The organism is Paenibacillus sp. LBL (assembly GCF_029893715.1).
Taxonomy (GTDB): domain Bacteria; phylum Bacillota; class Bacilli; order Paenibacillales; family Paenibacillaceae; genus Paenibacillus_AQ; species Paenibacillus_AQ glucanolyticus.
Window position 1 is genome coordinate 173693 of record NZ_JARXYU010000010.1, and the last position, 19605, is coordinate 193297.

19 protein-coding genes, 2 pseudogenes and 1 other annotated feature are annotated in these 19605 nt (G+C 47.5%); of the genes and pseudogenes, 17 read left to right on the top strand and 4 right to left on the bottom strand.

The annotated features are described in order from the left end of the window. Positions 1-3 precede the first annotated feature (3 nt). The 3 genes from rimI (at position 4) to M2277_RS20620 (ending at position 4119) form a co-directional block, all read left to right on the top strand. A complete protein-coding gene (rimI, locus tag M2277_RS20610; protein WP_006212463.1) occupies positions 4-528 on the top strand; it encodes a ribosomal protein S18-alanine N-acetyltransferase in 525 nt (174 codons plus the stop codon). Beyond that, positions 525-1568, top strand: a complete 1044-nt coding sequence (gene tsaD / locus M2277_RS20615; RefSeq protein WP_280755465.1) for a tRNA (adenosine(37)-N6)-threonylcarbamoyltransferase complex transferase subunit TsaD — start codon at positions 525-527, stop codon at positions 1566-1568. The genes rimI and tsaD overlap by 4 nt, the downstream gene beginning before the upstream one ends. 527 nt (positions 1569-2095) lie before the next feature. Continuing rightward, positions 2096-2431 (top strand) — a binding site (T-box leader). Positions 2432-2595: 164 nt separating this feature from the next. Continuing rightward, positions 2596-4119 (top strand): 2-isopropylmalate synthase, encoded by a 1524-nt coding sequence (locus M2277_RS20620; RefSeq protein WP_280755466.1) that lies wholly within the window; start codon positions 2596-2598, stop codon positions 4117-4119. Between the two features lie 714 nt (positions 4120-4833). On the opposite strand, the gene M2277_RS20625 is transcribed toward M2277_RS20620, so the two are convergent. Further along, entirely contained in the window at positions 4834-6786 is a 1953-nt protein-coding gene (locus M2277_RS20625) for an ABC-F family ATP-binding cassette domain-containing protein (RefSeq protein WP_006212460.1), read from the bottom strand. Between the two features lie 281 nt (positions 6787-7067). On the opposite strand from M2277_RS20625, the gene M2277_RS20630 reads away from it, so the two are divergent. The 8 genes from M2277_RS20630 (at position 7068) to M2277_RS20665 (ending at position 14091) form a co-directional block, all read left to right on the top strand. Further along, a complete protein-coding gene (locus M2277_RS20630) occupies positions 7068-7730 on the top strand; it encodes a 5-formyltetrahydrofolate cyclo-ligase (RefSeq protein ID WP_280755467.1) in 663 nt (220 codons plus the stop codon). Then, positions 7721-8197 carry a cyclic pyranopterin monophosphate synthase MoaC gene (gene moaC / locus M2277_RS20635; protein WP_006212458.1) on the top strand — a complete coding sequence of 159 codons (477 nt, stop codon included), beginning with the start codon at positions 7721-7723 and terminating at the stop codon, positions 8195-8197. The genes M2277_RS20630 and moaC overlap by 10 nt, the downstream gene beginning before the upstream one ends. Positions 8198-8248: 51 nt before the next feature. Beyond that, on the top strand, positions 8249-8740 hold the full coding sequence (locus M2277_RS20640) for a MogA/MoaB family molybdenum cofactor biosynthesis protein (protein WP_006212457.1): 492 nt from the start codon (positions 8249-8251) through the stop codon (positions 8738-8740). A gap of 218 nt (positions 8741-8958) precedes the next feature. Continuing rightward, a complete protein-coding gene (locus M2277_RS20645) occupies positions 8959-9195 on the top strand; it encodes a twin-arginine translocase TatA/TatE family subunit (RefSeq protein ID WP_006212456.1) in 237 nt (78 codons plus the stop codon). Positions 9196-9275: 80 nt separating this feature from the next. Then, positions 9276-10055 carry a twin-arginine translocase subunit TatC gene (gene tatC / locus M2277_RS20650; protein ID WP_006212455.1) on the top strand — a complete coding sequence of 260 codons (780 nt, stop codon included), beginning with the start codon at positions 9276-9278 and terminating at the stop codon, positions 10053-10055. A gap of 314 nt (positions 10056-10369) precedes the next feature. Beyond that, positions 10370-10651, top strand: coding sequence for a co-chaperone GroES (gene groES, locus M2277_RS20655; protein WP_006212454.1), 282 nt, complete (start codon positions 10370-10372; stop codon positions 10649-10651). 62 nt (positions 10652-10713) lie between these two features. Continuing rightward, positions 10714-12342 carry a chaperonin GroEL gene (groL, locus tag M2277_RS20660; protein WP_006212453.1) on the top strand — a complete coding sequence of 543 codons (1629 nt, stop codon included), beginning with the start codon at positions 10714-10716 and terminating at the stop codon, positions 12340-12342. A 1362-nt stretch (positions 12343-13704) separates the two neighbouring features. Then, positions 13705-14091 carry a hypothetical protein gene (locus tag M2277_RS20665; protein ID WP_280755468.1) on the top strand — a complete coding sequence of 129 codons (387 nt, stop codon included), beginning with the start codon at positions 13705-13707 and terminating at the stop codon, positions 14089-14091. A gap of 750 nt (positions 14092-14841) precedes the next feature. Here M2277_RS20665 and M2277_RS20670 read toward each other — a convergent pair. Next, entirely contained in the window at positions 14842-15063 is a 222-nt protein-coding gene (locus M2277_RS20670) for a hypothetical protein (protein ID WP_234973101.1), read from the bottom strand. A gap of 416 nt (positions 15064-15479) precedes the next feature. Between M2277_RS20670 and M2277_RS20675 the strand changes: the two are divergent. After that, positions 15480-15694: pseudogene (locus M2277_RS20675) on the top strand (hypothetical protein). A 4-nt stretch (positions 15695-15698) separates the two neighbouring features. Here the strand turns inward: M2277_RS20675 and M2277_RS20680 are convergent. Then, complete coding sequence (locus M2277_RS20680; protein WP_280755469.1) at positions 15699-16157, bottom strand: DinB family protein; 459 nt, start codon at positions 16155-16157, stop codon at positions 15699-15701. 107 nt (positions 16158-16264) lie between these two features. Here M2277_RS20680 and M2277_RS20685 point away from each other — a divergent pair, with 107 nt between their 5' ends. The 4 genes and pseudogenes from M2277_RS20685 to M2277_RS20700 all read left to right on the top strand — a co-directional run bounded on the left by M2277_RS20685 (position 16265) and on the right by M2277_RS20700 (position 17876). After that, on the top strand, positions 16265-16426 hold the full coding sequence (locus M2277_RS20685; protein ID WP_006212446.1) for a phage terminase small subunit-related protein: 162 nt from the start codon (positions 16265-16267) through the stop codon (positions 16424-16426). A gap of 359 nt (positions 16427-16785) precedes the next feature. Continuing rightward, a pseudogene (locus tag M2277_RS20690) lies at positions 16786-17398 on the top strand (DEAD/DEAH box helicase family protein); the annotation flags it as partial. Further along, positions 17352-17522 carry a hypothetical protein gene (locus M2277_RS20695; protein ID WP_280755476.1) on the top strand — a complete coding sequence of 57 codons (171 nt, stop codon included), beginning with the start codon at positions 17352-17354 and terminating at the stop codon, positions 17520-17522. The pseudogene M2277_RS20690 and the gene M2277_RS20695, both read left to right, overlap by 47 nt. A 216-nt stretch (positions 17523-17738) precedes the next feature. Continuing rightward, positions 17739-17876: a hypothetical protein gene (locus tag M2277_RS20700; RefSeq protein ID WP_006212442.1), complete on the top strand. Its 138-nt coding sequence runs from the start codon at positions 17739-17741 to the stop codon at positions 17874-17876. A gap of 131 nt (positions 17877-18007) precedes the next feature. On the opposite strand, the gene M2277_RS20705 is transcribed toward M2277_RS20700, so the two are convergent. Next, positions 18008-18607 carry an ATP-dependent DNA ligase gene (locus M2277_RS20705; protein WP_280755470.1) on the bottom strand — a complete coding sequence of 200 codons (600 nt, stop codon included), beginning with the start codon at positions 18605-18607 and terminating at the stop codon, positions 18008-18010. Positions 18608-18800: 193 nt separating this feature from the next. Here M2277_RS20705 and M2277_RS20710 point away from each other — a divergent pair, with 193 nt between their 5' ends. Beyond that, entirely contained in the window at positions 18801-19097 is a 297-nt protein-coding gene (locus tag M2277_RS20710; protein WP_006212440.1) for a hypothetical protein, read from the top strand. Positions 19098-19605 lie beyond the last annotated feature (508 nt).

Consider the following 19605-nt stretch of genomic DNA (forward strand, 5'->3'; position numbering starts at 1 on the left):
GTCATGGATCAGCAGAATATGCCGGCAGAAGGTGAAGACGGTTTGTCCTTTCGGTTGATGACCCTGGAGGACATACCGGAGGTTCTCGTGGTGGAGCGCGAAGCATTCACTGTACCCTGGACCGAGGAAGCCTTTCACAATGAGCTGAAACTGAATCATTTTGCACGTTATATGATTATGGAATATGAAGGCCACACCGTTGGATATGCGGGCATGTGGACGATTGTGGATGAAGCACACGTTACGAATATTGCGCTGCTGGAGCAGTACCGCGGCCGCAAGTGGGGCGATCGTCTGCTTACGGAACTGATGAAGACCGCTGCGTATATGGGAATGGAAAAAATGACGCTGGAAGTTCGGGTATCCAACCATGTTGCCCAGCGCTTATATATTAAAAAAGGGTTTAAACCAGCCGGTGTCCGGAAGGGCTATTATTCCGACAACCAGGAAGATGCACTTATCATGTGGGCAGATCTGCCCCCTTACCGGGAGGACGATGGCGAGGAAGGAAGTCATGGGCTACTATGAAGGATGAAATGACAGATCGGCAGCATAGCTGCATATTAGCGATAGAAACGAGCTGTGACGAGACTTCGGTTGCCGTTGTGAAGGACGGACACGAGGTATTGTCCAGCGTCATTGCGAGTCAGATTGAAACGCATAAAGCATTTGGCGGGGTGGTGCCTGAGGTGGCTTCCCGCAAGCACGTGGAGAGCATCACGTTAATTATAGAGGAAGCCGTGGCTAAAGCCGGAATTGACACGAAGGACTTGTCGGCGATAGCCGTCACACAGGGCCCTGGCCTGGTTGGGGCGCTTCTGGTCGGTGTTATGGCTGCAAAAAGCCTGGCGTTTGCGCTTAACAAACCCCTGATCGGCACGCATCATATTGCCGGCCATATTTATGCCAACCGATTTGTGGGAGATATCGAGTATCCTTGTATGGCGCTGGTTGTTTCCGGAGGCCATACCGAGCTGGTCTACATGAAAGACGAGGGCAGTTTCGAACTGATTGGCAGAACGCGGGATGATGCGGTTGGCGAAGCGTATGATAAGGTGGCGAGGGCGCTTGGGTTTCCCTATCCCGGAGGTCCACATGTGGATCGTATGGCACTCGAAGCCGAGGGGGTTGTGGACCTGCCGCGCGTGTGGCTGGAGCCGGATTCGTATGATTTTAGCTTCAGCGGCCTGAAATCGGCTGTATTAAATGTTGTGAATCAGAGCAAAATGCGTGGAGAGGAAGTCCGGACGGAGGCCATAGCCCGCGGCTTTCAGGAATCTGTTGTAGAAGTGCTGGTGGAGAAGGCCGTACGCGCGGTCAGAGCTTACGATGCCAAGCAGCTGCTGCTGTGCGGTGGCGTAGCGGCCAACCGCGGGCTTCGCAAAGAACTATCTGAGCGATGCGAACGGGAAGGAATTTCACTGACCATTCCACCATTTCAGTATTGCACCGATAACGGGGCGATGATTGCTGCCGCAGCGCATTTGAAATGGAAGCAGGGCAGCTTTACGCCGCTGGATATGAAGGCCGATCCGCAAATGCCGCTCGAAATTTGGGCAGCGCTATGAAGCTAAAAGCTTCTTGACACCTCACTGCATAGCACGTATAATCATGATCAAATTCCAGATTGTTGAAACGCGATGAACAGGATTAGTATGGTTACCCTTGGATGAAGAGAACTGCGGGACGGTGCAACGCAGTCGATAGGGACCTGAACTCACCTGGGAGCGGAGCAGGGGAACCTTACGCAATGAAATGGCCTATGGTTAAGGCTTGAATGAGATTGCGGAGTTTGACTTTGCTACGGAATGGCCTCCGTGAGAATGGCTGCGCACAAATAACTTGTTATTTGGCGGCTGAGGGGGCTTCAAGGACCGGGCATGTATAGCCTGGGAGCTTAAAGTCAACAAGAGTGGTACCGCGATAGGATAGCCTGTCGTCTCTTGCATAAAGAGACGGCAGGCTTTTTTGCATGCCGGGATATCTCTAGCAGGCTGTGGGGAACCATTGACAGATTAATGAAATCGCGCAGCGGGGGCAGGTGTCCGGAGAAGCGGTCCGCAGATAGTAAGGATTCGGCATAACAGCATATCGAATAAACGTGATGAACGGGAGCAGTAGAAGGAAGCTGTCTTACAGAGAGCTGCGGGTAGGTGTAACGCAGCGGCAGCAGCCTTTGAATCTCGCCCGGGAGCGGAAGAGGGGAACAACGCATTCGCTGATGGTTCGACAGGAACCAATGGCTTACCATGCTAAAGTACTCTCTTTCGGAGAATCCTCCGTAATCAGGAGGTTCATCTTAACTCATAACCGGCCGGTATGAGGAGCAGATGGACAGTGAGTGGACGCTAATATGTCACAGCGATAGCTGCTTGTGAACAGGCGTCAATTAGAGTGGTACCACGGAGGGTCTAAGCCCGTCGTCTCTTATGTTTAAGAGATGACGGGCTTTTTTTGCTGCCGGCAGCAGCTGGGTGGGATATGCGGACGCAAGTCGACGTGCGGACGTAAAGCGAACATAACTAGAATGGGATGACTGAGATTGACCCGGAATATCTATCCGGGATATACCACAACCAGGGAGGAACAAGGAAGATGACGGAGTCCATGAGAACGATCCAAATTTTTGATACCACTTTACGGGACGGGGAACAGGCACCGGGGGCAAGCCTTCAGCCTGAGCAAAAGATTGTGCTGGCCGGCAAACTGGCTGAGCTGGGGGTTGATGTAATGGAGCCTGGCTTCCCAGTGTCCAGTCCAGGTGAGTTTGCCGCCGTTCAGGCCATCTCAAGACAGCTGCAGCAGGTGGAGATTTGCGGATTTGCACGCGCAGTGAAAGGGGATATTGATGCTGCTGTTCAGGCAACCCGGGACGCAGCCAGAAGACGGATCCATCTGTTCATTTCCTCTTCCGACATCCATCTTCGCCATCAACTGCGCATGAGCCGTCCCGATGTTGTAGCAAGGGCACGAGAGATGACAGCTTATGCGAAGCAGTTCAGCGATGTGGTGGAGTTCACAGCGATGGATGCCTCGCGCACAGGAATCGATGACCTGATTGAAATGGTGGAAGCCGTCATTGAAGAGGGAGCCACGATTATCAACCTGCCGGACACGGTCGGTTATGCGCTTCCGAATGAGTATGGCGAGATGTTCCGCCGTGTACGGGAAGGTGCGCGAGGCGGAAAGACGGTAGCGTACAGCGCCCATTGCCATAATGATCTGGGATTGGCTGTTGCAAACAGCCTGGCCGCCATTCAGAATGGTGCCAGCCAGATTGAGGTTACCGTAAACGGGGTAGGCGAACGCACAGGCAACTGCGCATTGGAGGAGCTGGTGATGGCTCTTTCTACACGGGGTGACATGCTGCGTGCGGAGACGGGGATTACAGCGGAAAAGCTGTACGAAGTCTCCCGCCTCGTTAGCGGAGCCATGCATTTTCCTATTGCCTTCAACAAACCGGTGGTCGGTCGAAATGCCTTCCAGCATGAGTCTGGCATTCATCAGGATGGTCTTCTGAAGGATCGAAGCACCTACGAGATTATGGACCCGGACAAATTGGGCATTCCGCGCAGCATGATCGTGCTGGGCAAGCATTCCGGCCGTCATGCCTTGAAGGATCGTCTGGCCCGTTACGGGGTTCAGCTCGATGGGGCCGAGATGGAAACCTTGTATGGCACATTCAAGGAGACGGCTGACCGCCAGAAGGTGGTCAGTGATGATCAGCTGCTGCAGATGGTCAGCAGCACGCTGGGTAAACCGGCGCAGGTGTATGAGCTGACAGAGGCGCAGGTGATCTCGGGTACGGGAAGAAGCCGCGTTGCAGCCGTAACGCTTCGTCATCTGAGCAAGGAAACGGAAGCCACCTATTCCAGTGTAGCAGAGGGACCCGTGCAAGCCGTCATATCGGCGATTAGCCAAGGCATTAGCAGCGACATCACCTTTGGCGATCTGGAGCTCCATTCTTTGAGCAGCGGGGAAGATGCGCATGCGGAGGCCGCAGTTACCGTCGAGAAGGCCGGCAAGATTTTCCGCGGAACGGCTGTTCACCAGGATATCGTCATGGCAGCGGGTATGGCCTATGTCGCTGCATGCAACTCGGCATTGATGTCGGTGTAGGTGGAACAGCAGAGTTCGGGATACAACCTCAACCGAAAGTTTGATTACGCAGAGTTCTCGTCGCGTTGTTGATTCACATGAGAGCGGTCGATGTCATATACATCTGCCTTGATTCAGGAACGGAAGCTAAGCTCATGACATTATAGATGGGGACGGAACCGGTGGAGTCCATTACGGTGTGGATGCTGGCAAGCGTGCAGATGGAGGATTACAGCAGATGTTGCTGCTGACGAGAATTACTTCGTAAGAAGCGGGATGTGAATCCCCGTGTAATGAGCCGTTTCCCACAGCTAGCGACCTTCCGACTCTCAGAATGAGGAAGGTCGCTTTTTTTTAAAACTCAATATAACTTGGATTGAAATAGAAGTAATTCTATATAGCAGCTCATTATATAGGAAATATAAATCTGTCAAGTTGTGAACAAAGTTATCCACATATTCGCCCGAAAATGTGCATAAGCAAAAAAAATGTCGATAAATCAGCGTTTTGCAAAGCTTTGAAAAAAGGGGACAGGATTTTCAGATTTTATGGTCAAAACTGTGGATAGTGTGCATAACTTGGTGGATAAAGTTGGATATAGGACCGGAAATGCGTGTTTAACAATAAAAAAATGGCCATTTCGGCCATTTTTAAGTTGAACTTATGCACCATTGTTGGGGATAAGTTTGTGTATAAATGCAAAACCTCATTTGAAACACTTTTGTGAAATTTTTTTTACGATTCCAGCAATGACTCCCATTCGGCAAAAATCTGCTCAAGCTGACGTTTTTTCTCCTCTAACGATTGCTGCCGTTCCTGGAGGGCCATATAATCCTGATAGATCTCAGGCAGTGTCATTTCGGTCTCCAGTTCGGAAATTTCCGATTCCAAAGTATGAATCTGCTCCTCAAGACTTACGAGCTTGCGCTGACGGTTGCGTTCCTCCCGTTTCGCTTGCTTCTCAGCTTCAAAGGAGACGGCCCCTTGTTTCTCGGCTGAAACCTCTGCTTTCCCCTCCTGTTTCAGGGTGTGGCGGGCAAACGGCTCGGAAGGCTCATCGTTCATATCCAGAATTTCCTGCTTTTTCTCCGTATAGTCGTCATAATTACCCAGGAAATGTTGAATGCCGTCCGGATGAAGTTCGAGAATGCGCTCCGCCATTTTATTAAGGAAATAACGGTCATGGGATATGAATAATAAAGTGCCTTCGTAATCCATCAGCGCCGATTCCAGAACCTCTTTTGCAAATAAGTCAAGATGGTTCGTAGGCTCGTCCAGTATAAGCATGTTGGCTTCCAGCAGCATGAGTTTGGCAAGTGAGACACGTGCTTTTTCACCGCCGCTTAAGGAGCTGACCTTCTTGAGCACATCCTCGCCGCTGAAGAGAAAGTTGCCGAGAACGGTACGAATACGCGCTTCTTCCATATGAGGATAGGTCCCCCACAGCTCTTCCAGAACCGTGTTGCTCGGGTTAAGCTCTGACTGCTCTTGATCATAGTAGCCGATTTTCACTTTTGTGCCCCATTGCAGCGATCCGGCTGAGGGCTTCATCGTACCGATCAGACATTTAAGCAGCGTTGATTTGCCGACCCCGTTAGGACCGATCAAAGCTACGGTTTCTCCACGACTGAGGTCAAAGGAAGCTTGTCTGAACAAGGGCTTGCCTTCCTCAAACGAGAGCGACAGGTCACGTACATGAAGCACATCTTTACCCGACATATACTCGGCTTCAAAAGAGAAGTGTGCCTTCTTAAGATCACCCAGCGGTTTGTCCAGCCTATCCATCTTGTCGAGCGCTTTGCGCCGACTCTGCGCGCGCTTGGTTGTTGAAGCTCGAACCAGATTGCGCTGAATAAAGGTCTCCATACGGGAGATTTCATCCTGCTGCTTCTCATATTGTTTAAGCTGGGATTCGTATTCGGCGGCTTTCAGCTCAATGTAACGGCTGTAGTTGCCCGTATATTTTTTGGAATGACGGCGTTCAATTTCAACGATGGTTGTAACAAGCCGATCCAGGAAATAACGGTCATGGGAAACGACGAGTAATGAGCCGGAATATCCGCGCAGATAATCCTCCAGCCAGGTGAGAGTCGCGATATCCAGATGATTCGTCGGCTCATCGAGCATGAGCAGATCGGGTGCCTGAAGCAATATTTTTGCAAGAGCAAGCCTGGTCTTCTGCCCGCCGCTTAATGTAGCAATGGAGGTGTCCGGCGAAAAGCTGCCAAAGCCCATGCCGTGCAGCACGCTGCGAATCCGTGTTTCGATCTCATACCCGCCTTGATCCTTGAACCAGTCGGAGCGGATTGCGTAACGATCCAGGAGCTCCTGATATTTTTTGGGGTCCTCGCTCGATTTGGGGTCGGCAATTTGCTCCTCCATCTGACGAAGCTCACGCTCCATCTCCAGCAGAGGGGTGAAGACATCCAGCATCTCATTCCATATCGACGAATCAGACTGAAGCCCGCTGTTCTGGGCAAGATACCCGACGGTGGTTTCCTTAGCCTTGAATATCTGTCCGCCATCGTAAGACATTTCGCCAGCCAAAATTTTAAGGAGCGTCGATTTGCCAGCTCCATTCACACCAACGAGTCCGATTCTTTCGCGTTCAAGCACTTGTAAATTGATCCCGTCCAGTACGGGCGTAACACCATATAATTTGGTAATGCCATTGGCTTGCAGCAGCATGTTATGTGAAACCTCCATCATTCTATATGATTCATTCTTCATTATAAGAAAAACGTCTACCGACGTACATTCTAAGAAGATAGACCGCGTTTAGAAATTGTTTCTGTTGCGATATCAGGATGGTCATGCTGTTGAGGTTCATGCGCTTCTGATATCTTAAAATAAGTGTACATGAAAATGGCCGAACAATCGACCATGATTGGCGACTTCCGGCATTCTTGGCTAAAGGAAGGAACAGTGGTAAACTAAACTTAATTATGAGCGTGAGAGGAACGATCACGTTGTTGAACCCTGAAGAAGAAATTAAGCGGGTATCCGCAAAGCATGCCCTGCGCAGGAGCATGACCTTACGCAGGGATGAGTTATCCGATGAAGAACGGACCAAGCGGTCGAAGCAGGCTTGCGAGATGGCTTCGGAGGTTATGAAAGAGCGCCATGTTCAGAGCATGATGATTTATGTTCCATTCCGTTCCGAGCTGGATTCGCGGCCGCTTGTCGAGTGGGCATGGGAGCATGGGTTGCAAGTTATCGTTCCCCGCAGCCTACCCCAAGATCGATCGATGGAACTGTATGAGCTTCAGAAATGGGATGAGCTGATCCCGGGAGCATACGGTATCCAGGAGCCCGATCCGCAGAGGTCTAAGATGTTTATGAATGACGTACCTGATATCATCTGGGTACCAGGGCTTGCGTTTGACAGGAACGGCGGAAGACTAGGGTACGGCGGCGGTTATTATGACCGGCTGGCGGACAGGCTTTGTCATGAAGTGCATGATGCGGCTCGCCTCAAGGAGCCCTTGTGGGTGGGAATAGGCTACGAGGTTCAGGTGTTGGAGCATGTTCCAATGGAAGAACACGACAGAGTCTTGGACGGTTTGGTTACCGACCTGGGATATTCAGGGAAGGCCGGACCTGGTTTACGGAGGGATAACGAATGGAATTGAGTCACTTTAATAATCAAGGAAGAGCACGAATGGTAGACGTCAGTGAGAAGGATGTGACGGCACGGACAGCGGTAGCGAAGACCACGGTCCGAATGCAGCCGGACACGCTGATCCGCATCCAAGAAGGAAAGATAGGCAAGGGAGATGTACTCGCGGTAGCACAGGTTGCAGCCATAATGGCAGCCAAGAACACGTCGAACTGGATTCCGATGTGTCATCCTCTTCCGCTGACCGGTGTTAACGTGGAATTCAGTGATAATGCAAGAGATGAATTATATATAGAAACAACTGTGAAAACGACAGGCAAAACCGGTGTTGAAATGGAAGCTTTAACGGCTGCTTCGGCAGCTGCCCTCACGGTCTATGACATGTGCAAGGCATTGCAGAAAGACATGATCATCGGTCCGACCCAACTGGTGAGCAAAACCGGCGGCAAGAGTGGGGATTACATACAAGAAACAACTTAGGCGTGCATAGATACAGGAGATATTCGGACGAGTGGGAAGGAGAGAGAGCAGATGGTGTGGAAAACGGCGATCCTGACGGCGAGCGACAAAGGTTCGCGGGGGGAACGCGAGGATACGAGCGCTCAGGTTATTCGGGAATTGGTGGAGGAAGAGCTGAGCGGTGAAATTATCGAATACCGGATCGTACCGGATGAGCAGGACGAGATTATTGCTGCACTGATTGAGCTTACGGACTATTACCAAGTGGATCTCGTGCTGACGACAGGGGGAACGGAACTGGCGGTTCGTGATGTTACCCCTGAAGCAACAAGACGGGTCATTGAGCGTGAGGTGCCTGGCATTGCGGAAGCCATGCGAGCTACGGTTATGCAGAAGAATCGAAGTGCAATGCTTTTTCGAGGCGTATGCGGCGTTCGCGGCCGTACCCTGATTGTCAACCTGCCGGGCTCCCCAAAAGGCGTGCATGAGAATCTGGCTGCCGTCATGGACCAGCTTCCGGAAGCATTGTTAATGGTAACGGGGCAGTATCGGGAGCAGCTCTGAGGGGAACCCTATTAGATAATTATGTAAATAAACTGTCACGATTCTAGACTGTTTATGTGATTTACATTATGGTATGATGGCGATATATGAGCTTGTCAATTGCTGTCGTGCGATAATTTCTTTGAAGTTAAAACCTGTTGTAGTGCAAGGCATGATGGATTTAGGTCATCCTTGAAGTCCTTTTGAAGGCATAGAGCAGGACGAGGAGGAGAATAGATATGAGTCAAATCGGAGTGCCGGGTATTATTTTGCTCGTCATTTTGGCGCTGCTCTTATTCGGACCGAACAAGCTTCCTGAGCTTGGACGTGCGGTCGGAAGAACTTTCCGTGAGTTTAAGGATGGTGCGCGCGAGATTATTGCTGACGATGCACCTGCGAAGAAGAAGGAAGAGGCTCCCCAGCAAGCCGTTGCCGCTGAACCGTCCAAGGTTGAAGACAAGCGTCTTCCGGAATAATACTAGAATGCAAGGCGTGAAGTCCCTTCCTTCGGGAGGGATTTTGTTTTGCCAGGGTCACATACAGGGTGGTGTCTAACATGTCAGAGCAAGTGAAAGATATGGCGCTTGTCGAGCATTTGGGCGAGCTTCGCAAACGAATCATTATCGTTCTCGTGGTATTCATAGCCGGACTGATTGCAGGGCTTTTTGTTGCGGAGCCGATCTATCATTATTTGACGGCAGCGGAAGAAGCGAAGAACTTTGAACTGCATGCTTTTTCCTTCTGGGATGGCATCGGGATTTATATGAAAATTGCTGCGATTTTCTCATTGGTTATCTCGGTTCCGCTGATCTTCTATCAGTTATGGGCGTTCGTAAAGCCTGGACTTCGCAAAGAAGAGCAGAAAGCGGCCATTCGCTACGTACCCTACGCGTTCCTTCTGTTCATCGTGGGCATTTCGTTCGGATATTACATCGTGTTTCCAATGACGCTGTCATTTACTACAGCGATTACACAGAGTATGGGGCTGCAGGAAACCTACGGGATTGCCAATTATTTAAATTTTATGTTCAATCTCGTTTTGCCCTTGGCCCTGCTGTTTGAGCTGCCGCTTGTGGTAATGTTCTTAACGAAAATCCGCATTTTGAACCCGCTGCGGCTTCGGAAAATGCGCAAAGTGTCTTATTTTGCACTCGTATTCATAGCGGTTGTTATTACGCCGCCGGACTTCATATCGGATTTCCTGGTCACGATTCCACTGCTGCTGCTGTATGAATTCAGTGTGTTCCTGTCCTCTGTGATCTATCGCAAGCAATTAGAGGCGGACATGGAACGAGACAGCCGGTACATACGGGCGGACGAAGAGGATGAAGATTAATATTTACTCAAGCATGAAGAGTACCTTCGAGATCGGCAGAAGGCGCTCTTTCTTTGTATAGATGTTTGTATAGGCATCCTTAGGACTCAGGCATATTTTGGCTGGTCATGGATACAATGGAGAAGGGGGTTGAGAGACAACCCCAACCGGAGTCCAATTTACAAAAAAATGATCAAAAAATCATGCAAAGGACTTGAAATTTTGAGACAACTTGAGTATCATAAAATTGGTTGTTAGCACTGAGGCTTGTCGAGTGCTAATACATAAAGCTTTGAAAAAAGCATCACAACATATTTAAAGGAGGCTATTTTTTCATGATCAGACCTTTAGGTGAACGCGTATTGGTAGAACCGATCGAACAAGAAGAAACTACGGCATTCGGGATTGTACTTCCTGACTCCGCTAAAGAAAAGCCGCAAGAAGGTAAAGTTATTGCTGTAGGCAGTGGCTCCCTGAAAGACGGCGCTCGTGTACCTTTGGAAGTTAAAGAAGGCGACCGCGTTATTTTCTCCAAATACGCTGGAACAGAAATCAAATACGAAGGTAAAGAATATTTGATTATGAAAGAAAGCGACATCCACGCGATCTTAGGCTAAATGAACGCCTGAATATATCATGTTCCAATATTCATTAATCCACTAGGGAGGTATGTAATACCATGGCAAAAGACATTAAGTTCAGTGAAGACGCCCGTCGCGCAATGCTTCGAGGTGTAGACGCTTTGGCAAATGCAGTTAAAGTAACACTCGGACCGAAAGGCCGTAACGTGGTGCTTGAGAAGAAATTCGGAAGCCCGCTCATCACGAATGACGGTGTAACCATCGCTAAAGAAATCGAGCTGGAAGATGCATTCGAGAACATGGGTGCTCAGCTCGTTAAAGAAGTAGCTACCAAAACAAACGATGTTGCTGGTGACGGTACAACGACTGCAACGGTTCTGGCGCAAGCCATGATCCGCGAAGGTCTGAAGAACGTAACAGCTGGTGCAAACCCAATGATTATCCGCAAGGGTATCGATAAAGCGGTTAAAGCAGCGGTTATTGAGCTTCAAAACATCGCAAAAGAAGTGAAAAACCATCAGGAGATCGCTCAAGTCGCTTCCGTATCCGCAGCTGACGATGAAGTAGGTCAACTGATTGCAGAAGCTATGGACAAAGTGGGTAAAGACGGTGTTATCACTGTTGAAGAATCCCGCGGCTTCTTGACGGAGCTTGAGGTTGTAGAAGGTATGCAATTCGACCGCGGCTACATCTCTCCATACATGATTACGGATACGGATAAAATGGAAGCTGTTCTTGAAAATCCATACATCCTGATCACGGATAAAAAAGTAACCAACACGCAAGAGATCCTGCCGATCCTTGAAAAAATCGTACAACAAGGCAAACCGCTTGTTCTGATTGCAGAAGACATCGAAGGCGAAGCGCAAGCGATGCTGATCGTGAACAAACTGCGTGGAACATTCAACGCGGTTGCTGTTAAAGCTCCTGGCTTTGGCGATCGTCGCAAAGCCATGCTGCAGGATATCGCTGCATTGACTGGCGGCCAAGTGATTACCGAAGAGCTCGGTCTTGACTTGAAAACAGCTTCCATCGATCAATTGGGTACAGCTCGTCAAGTGCGCGTAACCAAAGAGAACACAATCATCGTGGATGGCGCTGGCAACAAAGAAGACATCGATGCTCGCGTGAAGCAAATCCGCAACCAATTGGAAGAAACCACTTCCGATTTCGACAAAGAGAAACTGCAAGAGCGTCTGGCTAAATTGGCTGGCGGCGTAGCAGTTATCAAAGTTGGTGCGGCTACTGAAACGGAATTGAAAGAACGCAAACTGCGCATCGAAGATGCCCTGAACGCAACTCGCGCTGCGGTTGAAGAAGGTATGGTGTCCGGTGGTGGTACAGCGCTCGTGAACGTATACAACGCTGTTTCTGCTGTGGAAGTACAAGGCGATGAGAAAACAGGCGTAAACATCGTTCTGCGCGCTCTGGAAGAGCCAATCCGTACGATTGCAGCCAATGCTGGTAAAGAAGGCTCTGTCATCGTAGAGCGTCTGAAAAAAGAAGAGATCGGTATCGGCTACAACGCTGCTACAGACGAGTGGGTGAACATGTTCGAAGCAGGTATCGTTGACCCTGCGAAAGTAACGCGTTCCGCTCTTCAAAACGCAGCTTCCGTTGCGGCTATGTTCCTGACAACCGAAGCGGTTATCGCTGACAAGCCAGAACCAGAAAAACCAGCTATGCCTGATATGGGCGGCATGGGCGGTATGGGCGGCATGATGTAATAAGGGCCTCAAAAGCCTGCCATATCAATGAAAAAGAGACCTCTCGGGGTCTCTTTTCTTGTATAAGGTCACAACAAGGTCACATTCCTTGCGAGGAGAGGCCAGCTAGGATGTCTGAAAATTGAATGTTCATCTTGCTCATCGTGACCGACGCGTTCTTCGGCTTGTTTTTTCGTATCTCCTCAACGTTTGATTTGATATTGCGTTTTCCGGTGACAATCCTTTATACATCCCCACTTAAATCCTTGTTTATTTTTTGCTGGTACCTTGAAAAAAGCTAGCCACTATTCCATCGACCTCCTAAAATAATATTAATTGCTCAAGTATCGTCTCTTAATAATGGGAAAATAACAATTTACGGGATCCCAAAGCCGTCTGTCTTATTGGAAAACTGCAATCATATCCCATCGGTAGACGAGTCCATGGAAATGCGTAGAGGATATCTGGATCAGCTCAACAGGGATGCTATGGAAAGGATACCTCAGCTTTACTAGATATCTGAAGGACGAGATCCCTGGGAAGTATTTAATGATGAACGATGGATCGGGAACAGTCGTGTGGCTCAGTGTTCAGCGGAACTAAAACAGAAGCTGGCACGTGAGTGGGTAGAATCAAGGTACGGCCCTGATGAAGCCTTGATATATGTCGGCATTGATTGGATGGAAATACATCGTATGGAGGCCATACAGCGCGGTTGGGCTCCTTATGAAGTAAAAGCACTGATGATGGAAGTCCCATATTGGGACAAACACGAAATGCTTAAGGCTCTAAAACAGGATGGGATACGCAAGCCACGACTTTATGATATGGGATTCGCTCATAACAACTGCGGTGGATTCTGTGTACGAGCTGGACAGGGGCATTTTATAAATCTACTGCAAAATAAACGGAGTTTATATCTTTTCCACGAATAGAAAGAGCTTGACATGCAAGAATATCTCGGGCGTACTGATGTTTCCATCTTGACAAGAGAGGTAAAGGGCGATGAGGAAAAATTAACCCTTCGTCAGTTACGCGAGGAATGGGAGTCTGGACTAGGAAACCAAATTGACTTGAACGACTTAGGTGGATGCGGTTGTTTCGCATCCGATGCTTAACCCTTGGGGAGAGTAATCCTCCCAAACTATATACGAAATAGATTTACCAATTAAACGCAATCCAAAGAAAACCATAGATAAATGCAAAGCAACCCAATACACCAAGTGCTGAGGCAAGTAAAATTATTAGAACCACCTTTTTACCGCTCAAAAAAACACCTCCAGAAAAGTGAAAAGCCCCCCTAATCCTTGGCTGGGGCGGGGGTCAATCGATAATATATTCCTCTCAACGATTATATCACAAAGGGGATTGAGGGGACTGGCGATGTCATGGGGGCAAGGGGAACTCTTTCCAACAGCGAATGAAGCGGAGATCCAGCGCACAAAATTCCTGCTCGGAAAATATAAAGAGATGACAATGCTCATGCAAGATTTTGAAAAATTCGAAAAAGAATTAAGGCAAGTGGCTATTGATGGTGAAGCAGCTCGGCGCATCGATCATGAGGATCTGCATGCTGATAAGACGGCCAATGCTACGATTCTGATCGAAAAGCAGCGTTGGGTGTATCAGCGGTACCAGTTTTATACTCATCAGCTTCGCAGGGCTTTCAGTTTGATCCAGGACGATGAGGCAAAGAGAGCTGTCGATTACAGGTTCATGCAAGGTTACTCTCCTACAAGGAGACGCTGCTGTTTTTCCGGCATGGTCTAAGTGACAGCACCATTCGGCGGAAGATATCTGAAGGCACTGAAAGCATGGCAAACAGTTTGAAACTCATGGGGTTCTTTGAGCAGGATGACGCGGAGTTTTAGTGAGCAGGAAAAAAATGAGTAATTTCCATTGATTTCTTAGTCCAATTCAATTTTAGCCACCCTTCATATAATATACTAACTCTTTTATGGGAGGAGGAATATCTCATGAGACATCATCATAAAAAAGTTATTGTTGTTATCCTTAAACCTGGGCAAATAGCAGTAGTTAAGTGCGAAAAGCACAGAAAACATCGTCGCGTATAATTTTTTGTCGGTGGACCTTATCTTAAGATAAGGTCCACTACCACTTTTCAAAGGGTTCATACGTTCATACTATTTCTTAATTAATGGTTTGGTTTGTTGCCTTTTTTGACTCTAAAATGAACACAACCTGAACGTAATTTTGACCGTATGTTGAGCACCACATGACGGTTTTTCCGTGATAGTATGTAAGCATAGAAAAAGGCGAGAATGACACGCACCGCTGCATGAATGCGGCATATGACCGGGGCGTAACTCTTCTCGCTTTTTCTATTCAGTATTTTATTACTGGAACTAATTGCTGGATGAGATCGGGCCGCTGTATGAAGACATAAAAGTAACGAAGCCCATTTTCTTAGATATCAAACTCAATGACCACTTTCATTTCTTTGTTCAGAATAAATCATTAAATGTGTAATAGCAAAATAACAAGAAACTGGAAGGTTATCTAATACATCTGAGGTAATGGAGTTCCTGGAGGTCTCCACCAAGATTCAACAGTTCTCCAAGCAGTATCATAATCGTAGCCTTTTCCCATTAAATATCCAATGGCAACTGCTTCTGTTAATGCATGTTGATACCCAAGGTAGTGGGCTTCTCGTAATCCATGTCTAACAGCCGGGCTTATGGTTGCAAGAGTTTGATGTTGAAGATGTTGTTGATTAGTCATATTCATTTTGTTACTCCTCACTTTTAATAAATGATTTGTAATAATTTATGAGGGTATAGGTAGAGGCGGAACATGTCCTTTAAATATTTCAAGTGAGATTGTGAGGCTGCTCGTTCAACTAATGGAACACGATAACTCAATAAATCAGATTAGCAATTACAAATTCAAATTTGGCTACCGAGGACTAATTGGATAGTAAAGATATTTGAACTGACTCGGAAACCTTTATTGTTTAGAGGTAAACGTCTAATTTGGGCGGTTTTTCTTATGTTAAGGCAAATTAAAAGGAGGACGCTGTAACGTCCTCCCCATAGACCAGGGTATCCCCCGGCTGAGATAGCGGCCCGGCCGCGCGCGGCATTTATCGACTCCGTCGCTATCTCGTTCCATCATAACGGAAAGCCGAGGGAACGACAATGGGAACACCTGAGAATAAGGATTTGCTTATGCAGCATGAGCTCGCAGTCATGGAAGGTATCCTCGAGAGCAAGGGCAATACCGGAAGATCGTCAAGGCAGGCATAGCCAAGTGGGTAAAGGACTTTCAAGATGGCCGGATTGAGATCAAGACGGTGGATGACCTGAAGAAGCTGATTGAAATAGATATTGAGATACAGAAAGACACATTCTAAGCTGTCAGAAAAGAGGCCCTGAAAAGCCATTTAGTCGGGCAATTACTCCGATTTGTCCCACATGATAAGTCTCGTGATCGAACACATGATGAAATATCCAGCGTAGAGTTGGAGGAGAGGGCGGTTGCCAACCATCGGAATATGTAGGTAGCGGGATAGCCGGATCATTCTCAAGATAATGGATTGAATTGAGCTTGAGATCAGTCTGTTTCCGAATGTCTATGTAGGCTTGTAAAAGCTGCTGGGGGCTTTCAATTTTTCGAGGTAATTGTAGCTCTGTCTTCGAAGCAACAACATTGATCCATTCATCTTCGCTACGAGCGATATGTTCAACGATCCAAGCTATTGAGTTAGGGTGATCGGGGTGTTCTCCATACCACTGTTCTACGGTCAGTTCTTTTAAGTACGGAATTAATGTCTTTCTTACATCATTTCGATAGGGGAAAAAAGTTGCAAGGTTCATATGATTCCTCCTGATAGATTTGTTCATTCTGGTTAAGTCTATCAAAACCTATAGTGGCGTCAAGGAGCATTGAGCAATTGATATATCGGGGGTGGTGATGGTGTAGCATGGCTGGAGAGAGAAGTCCCGAACGGGACAAGGCAAAACTGATGTGGCTGGGGAACGGCGGGACGATGAAGCTAAAGGACATCGCTGCTGCTCTTTCTATTGGGGAGACTCAAGTTCGTAAATGGAAGTTCCAGGACAAGTGGACTGCCCGATTTGAATAGTAACGTTACCAATGAATCGAAAGGTAACGTTACTAAACGTGGCGCTCCCAAAGGGAACAAGAACGCTGTCGGTAATCGCAGCGGAGCACCCCCGTGCAATAAAAGAGCAGTTGGTAAAATAAGGGCGGGTCTGGAGGACCGCCAAGAAACAAGAAGGCCGTTACAACGGGGGAGTATGAAACGATTTGGCTTGATGCTTTGGGCGAAGATGAGCGGGATCTGGTGATCAAGTAGATACTGATCCAATTCAACAGGCGGATGAAGCGATAAAACTGCTGTCTATCCGTGAGCGCCGGATGCTTCAAGCCCTGAAGGAGATTACAGAGCGGCATAGAGCGAAGCAAACGGAGCGTTAGCCGATGAGTAAGCCGTATAACGTTGTTACTGATTTGCTTGATCTATATTGGGATGACCCGGTTGCTTTTGCTGAAGATATGATGGGCTTTGATCCAGACGATTGGCAGTGTGACGTCATGATGGATGTCACTCAGTTCCCGAGGACCAGTGTCCGCTCTGGTCAGGGTGTAGGGAAGACGGGCCTTGAGGCTGCATTGGTCATTTGGTTTCTGTGTTGCCGTCCGAATCCCAAAGTGGTATGTACGGCGCCAACCAAACAGCAGCTGCATGAAGTTCTTTGGGCCGAGGTGTCCAAGTGGCTGGAGAACTCCATGGTGAAGAATCTCCTGAAGTGGACCAAGACCAAGGTCTATATGATAGGCCATGAACAGCGGTGGTTTGCAACGGCCAGGACGGCCAACAAACCCGAGAACATGCAGGGTTTCCACGAGGATTACATGCTTTTCATTGTTGATGAAGCATCGGGTGTGTCCGATCCCATCATGGAAGCCATCCTTGGTACGTTGTCCGGTGCTGAAAATAAACTGTTGATGTGTGGAAACCCGACTCGAACGAGTGGGTTTTTTTTATGATTCGCACAACCGGGACCGTAGTCGTTTCCGTTCTCATAAAGTGGATATTGGTGGCGGCGGTGCTGCTTATTGTATCGGCAGTTGGAAATGTGTTCGGGTTTGAAATTTCCGAGGAATTAAGCACAAATATTACCGGGTTAGCGATGGCAATCCTCGGCCTCCGGTGATCCTCGGGATCATCTCCAATCCCAAAGAGGGAACAGGATACACCGATAAGGAAGACAAACCGAAAACGAACAAGTTTCTGTAAAAAGCGGGACCCTACCGGCTACGTGCTGGTAGGGTCATTTTGCGTTCATTTGTTTTATTTACCGCTTCGCCTTTACCAAGTCACGATTAATTCATAAGCTATGATGTATTCTAAATTAAAGGAGGAAATACTCGTGAGTGAATTTGTAGGCGGAGTTGGCGCAGGTTCCTGTGCAGGTGGTTACGGTTTTGGTGGTGGAGGTATAGGAGCAATTTTGGTTCTTTTTATCTTGTTAGTGATAATTTCTAGTGCCTTCTGTGGTTGGATATAATAATAATCTATCACGGCTTTTATGCTCGGTTATACTCGCCTTAACATTAACGGTAGAACAGTGGCGTAATCCGATGGCATCGGTAAAAGAAGCCTGCTGGCATAGGCTGGCGGGTTCTTTTATATTTCTTCTCATCCTACGGGTTCCGTTAATACTGGCGTCCGCAACAGCCCCGATTTGAACCAGTTTCTGAATTTAACCCGCCAAAGGCTATTCTTCCGCTTGCCGACCATCCCTTCAAGTTTTCGGTTCACCATCTGATCAAACAATCCTTCTCCCGCACCTTCCACGAAGGGTATGACGCAGAAGTGCTGATTCGGCATACGTATGCCGGCAAGGATCTCTTTACGCTGCAGCAGCGGCATCTTCCGTAGGTCCTGATTTTTATACTGCAGGATATCGAACACCACATATGTTATTGGGGACGTCGCTACCAGATGCTTGATGCGTTGATCCTTACTAGCCTTAAACCGGGTCAAGACTTCTTCAAAGTCCACGCCCTCTGGCCCTGTGCATGCTACCTCACCATCCAGGAGAATGTCATCATCAAACGGAACCAATAATTCGGGGTATTGTTGGGTACATTCCGTCTCATGACGTGTATAAAGCCGGATCCGGCCGGACTGCTGGGAGAACAGGAGCCTATGCTCGTCAATCTTTGGTTCGAATATATAGTGCGAATCTGAAAAAGGAGCTGGTGCGGTTGCGAGTAACATCGGATCAATAAACATAAACAACACCTCTTTACCGAATTATAGTGCTTGGCAATGTGATAGGAGAACAAATGGAAGATTCGACAAAACATTTAACATGATTATACCAAATTAAGGTTCTTTAAAACTATATACTCCAATAATATCCAAATGTTACAATTGAAAACAAAGTTAATGTGAATTAACTTTATAAATATCGGGAGGTGTTAGTATGGTTAAGATGGGAAAAAAATTAGTAATATTCTCTTCGATCATTGCAGCTTTTATGACTGTAGCAGCACCAGTATCTGCAAGTTCTATCTCACAGACAGAATCTGAGATAACGCCTCAATATTGTAACCCATGTAAAGTAAAAGCAGGTTATATGTACCCGAAAAGCCAGTATAGCAGAGACTATTTTACGCCATTACATTACATTACTGTTGATGGAGTGGAGTACTTTTTTTGGTACATAGATGATGACAAATCTACAGCCACACATTGGTATACTGTTTGGAAAGAAGAATAACAAAAAAACGTTGGGGTTTTGAATGCATAACCTTAAGGATTTTTTTGGAGTACACAATAAGGAAGAAAGCGTAAGTGTTTAGAATTACGAGAAGTCTCAAGAGTTCAAACCCTATCGGTTATACTGGTAGGGTTTTTTATTGATATTAGCCAACTTACACGCTGTATATCTGTGAGAGCTATGTATTTCTTTATTCAGAATTTTACAAATTAAAACGAACGGTGTGGTTCGATAGAATACCCTCCCAGTCCCCACCCCAAAGCCTAACATTAACAACTTCAATTTTTGATCGCCAAATCTAATTCTTTACCACACATATTTACTATTCGCCTTCTGTCCAAGAATTAATTTGCCAGTTACGTGCCTTTTCCTCCATTTTACATTGATAAAGGAACTAATGTTCGCCATATAGTACAAACAAATGTTCTCGTAACAAGAGGTGGAATTAATAAGCATTGGTCTGAAGCCAGATGAATCAAAATTAGTGAAGGATTTTATCTTGTTACCT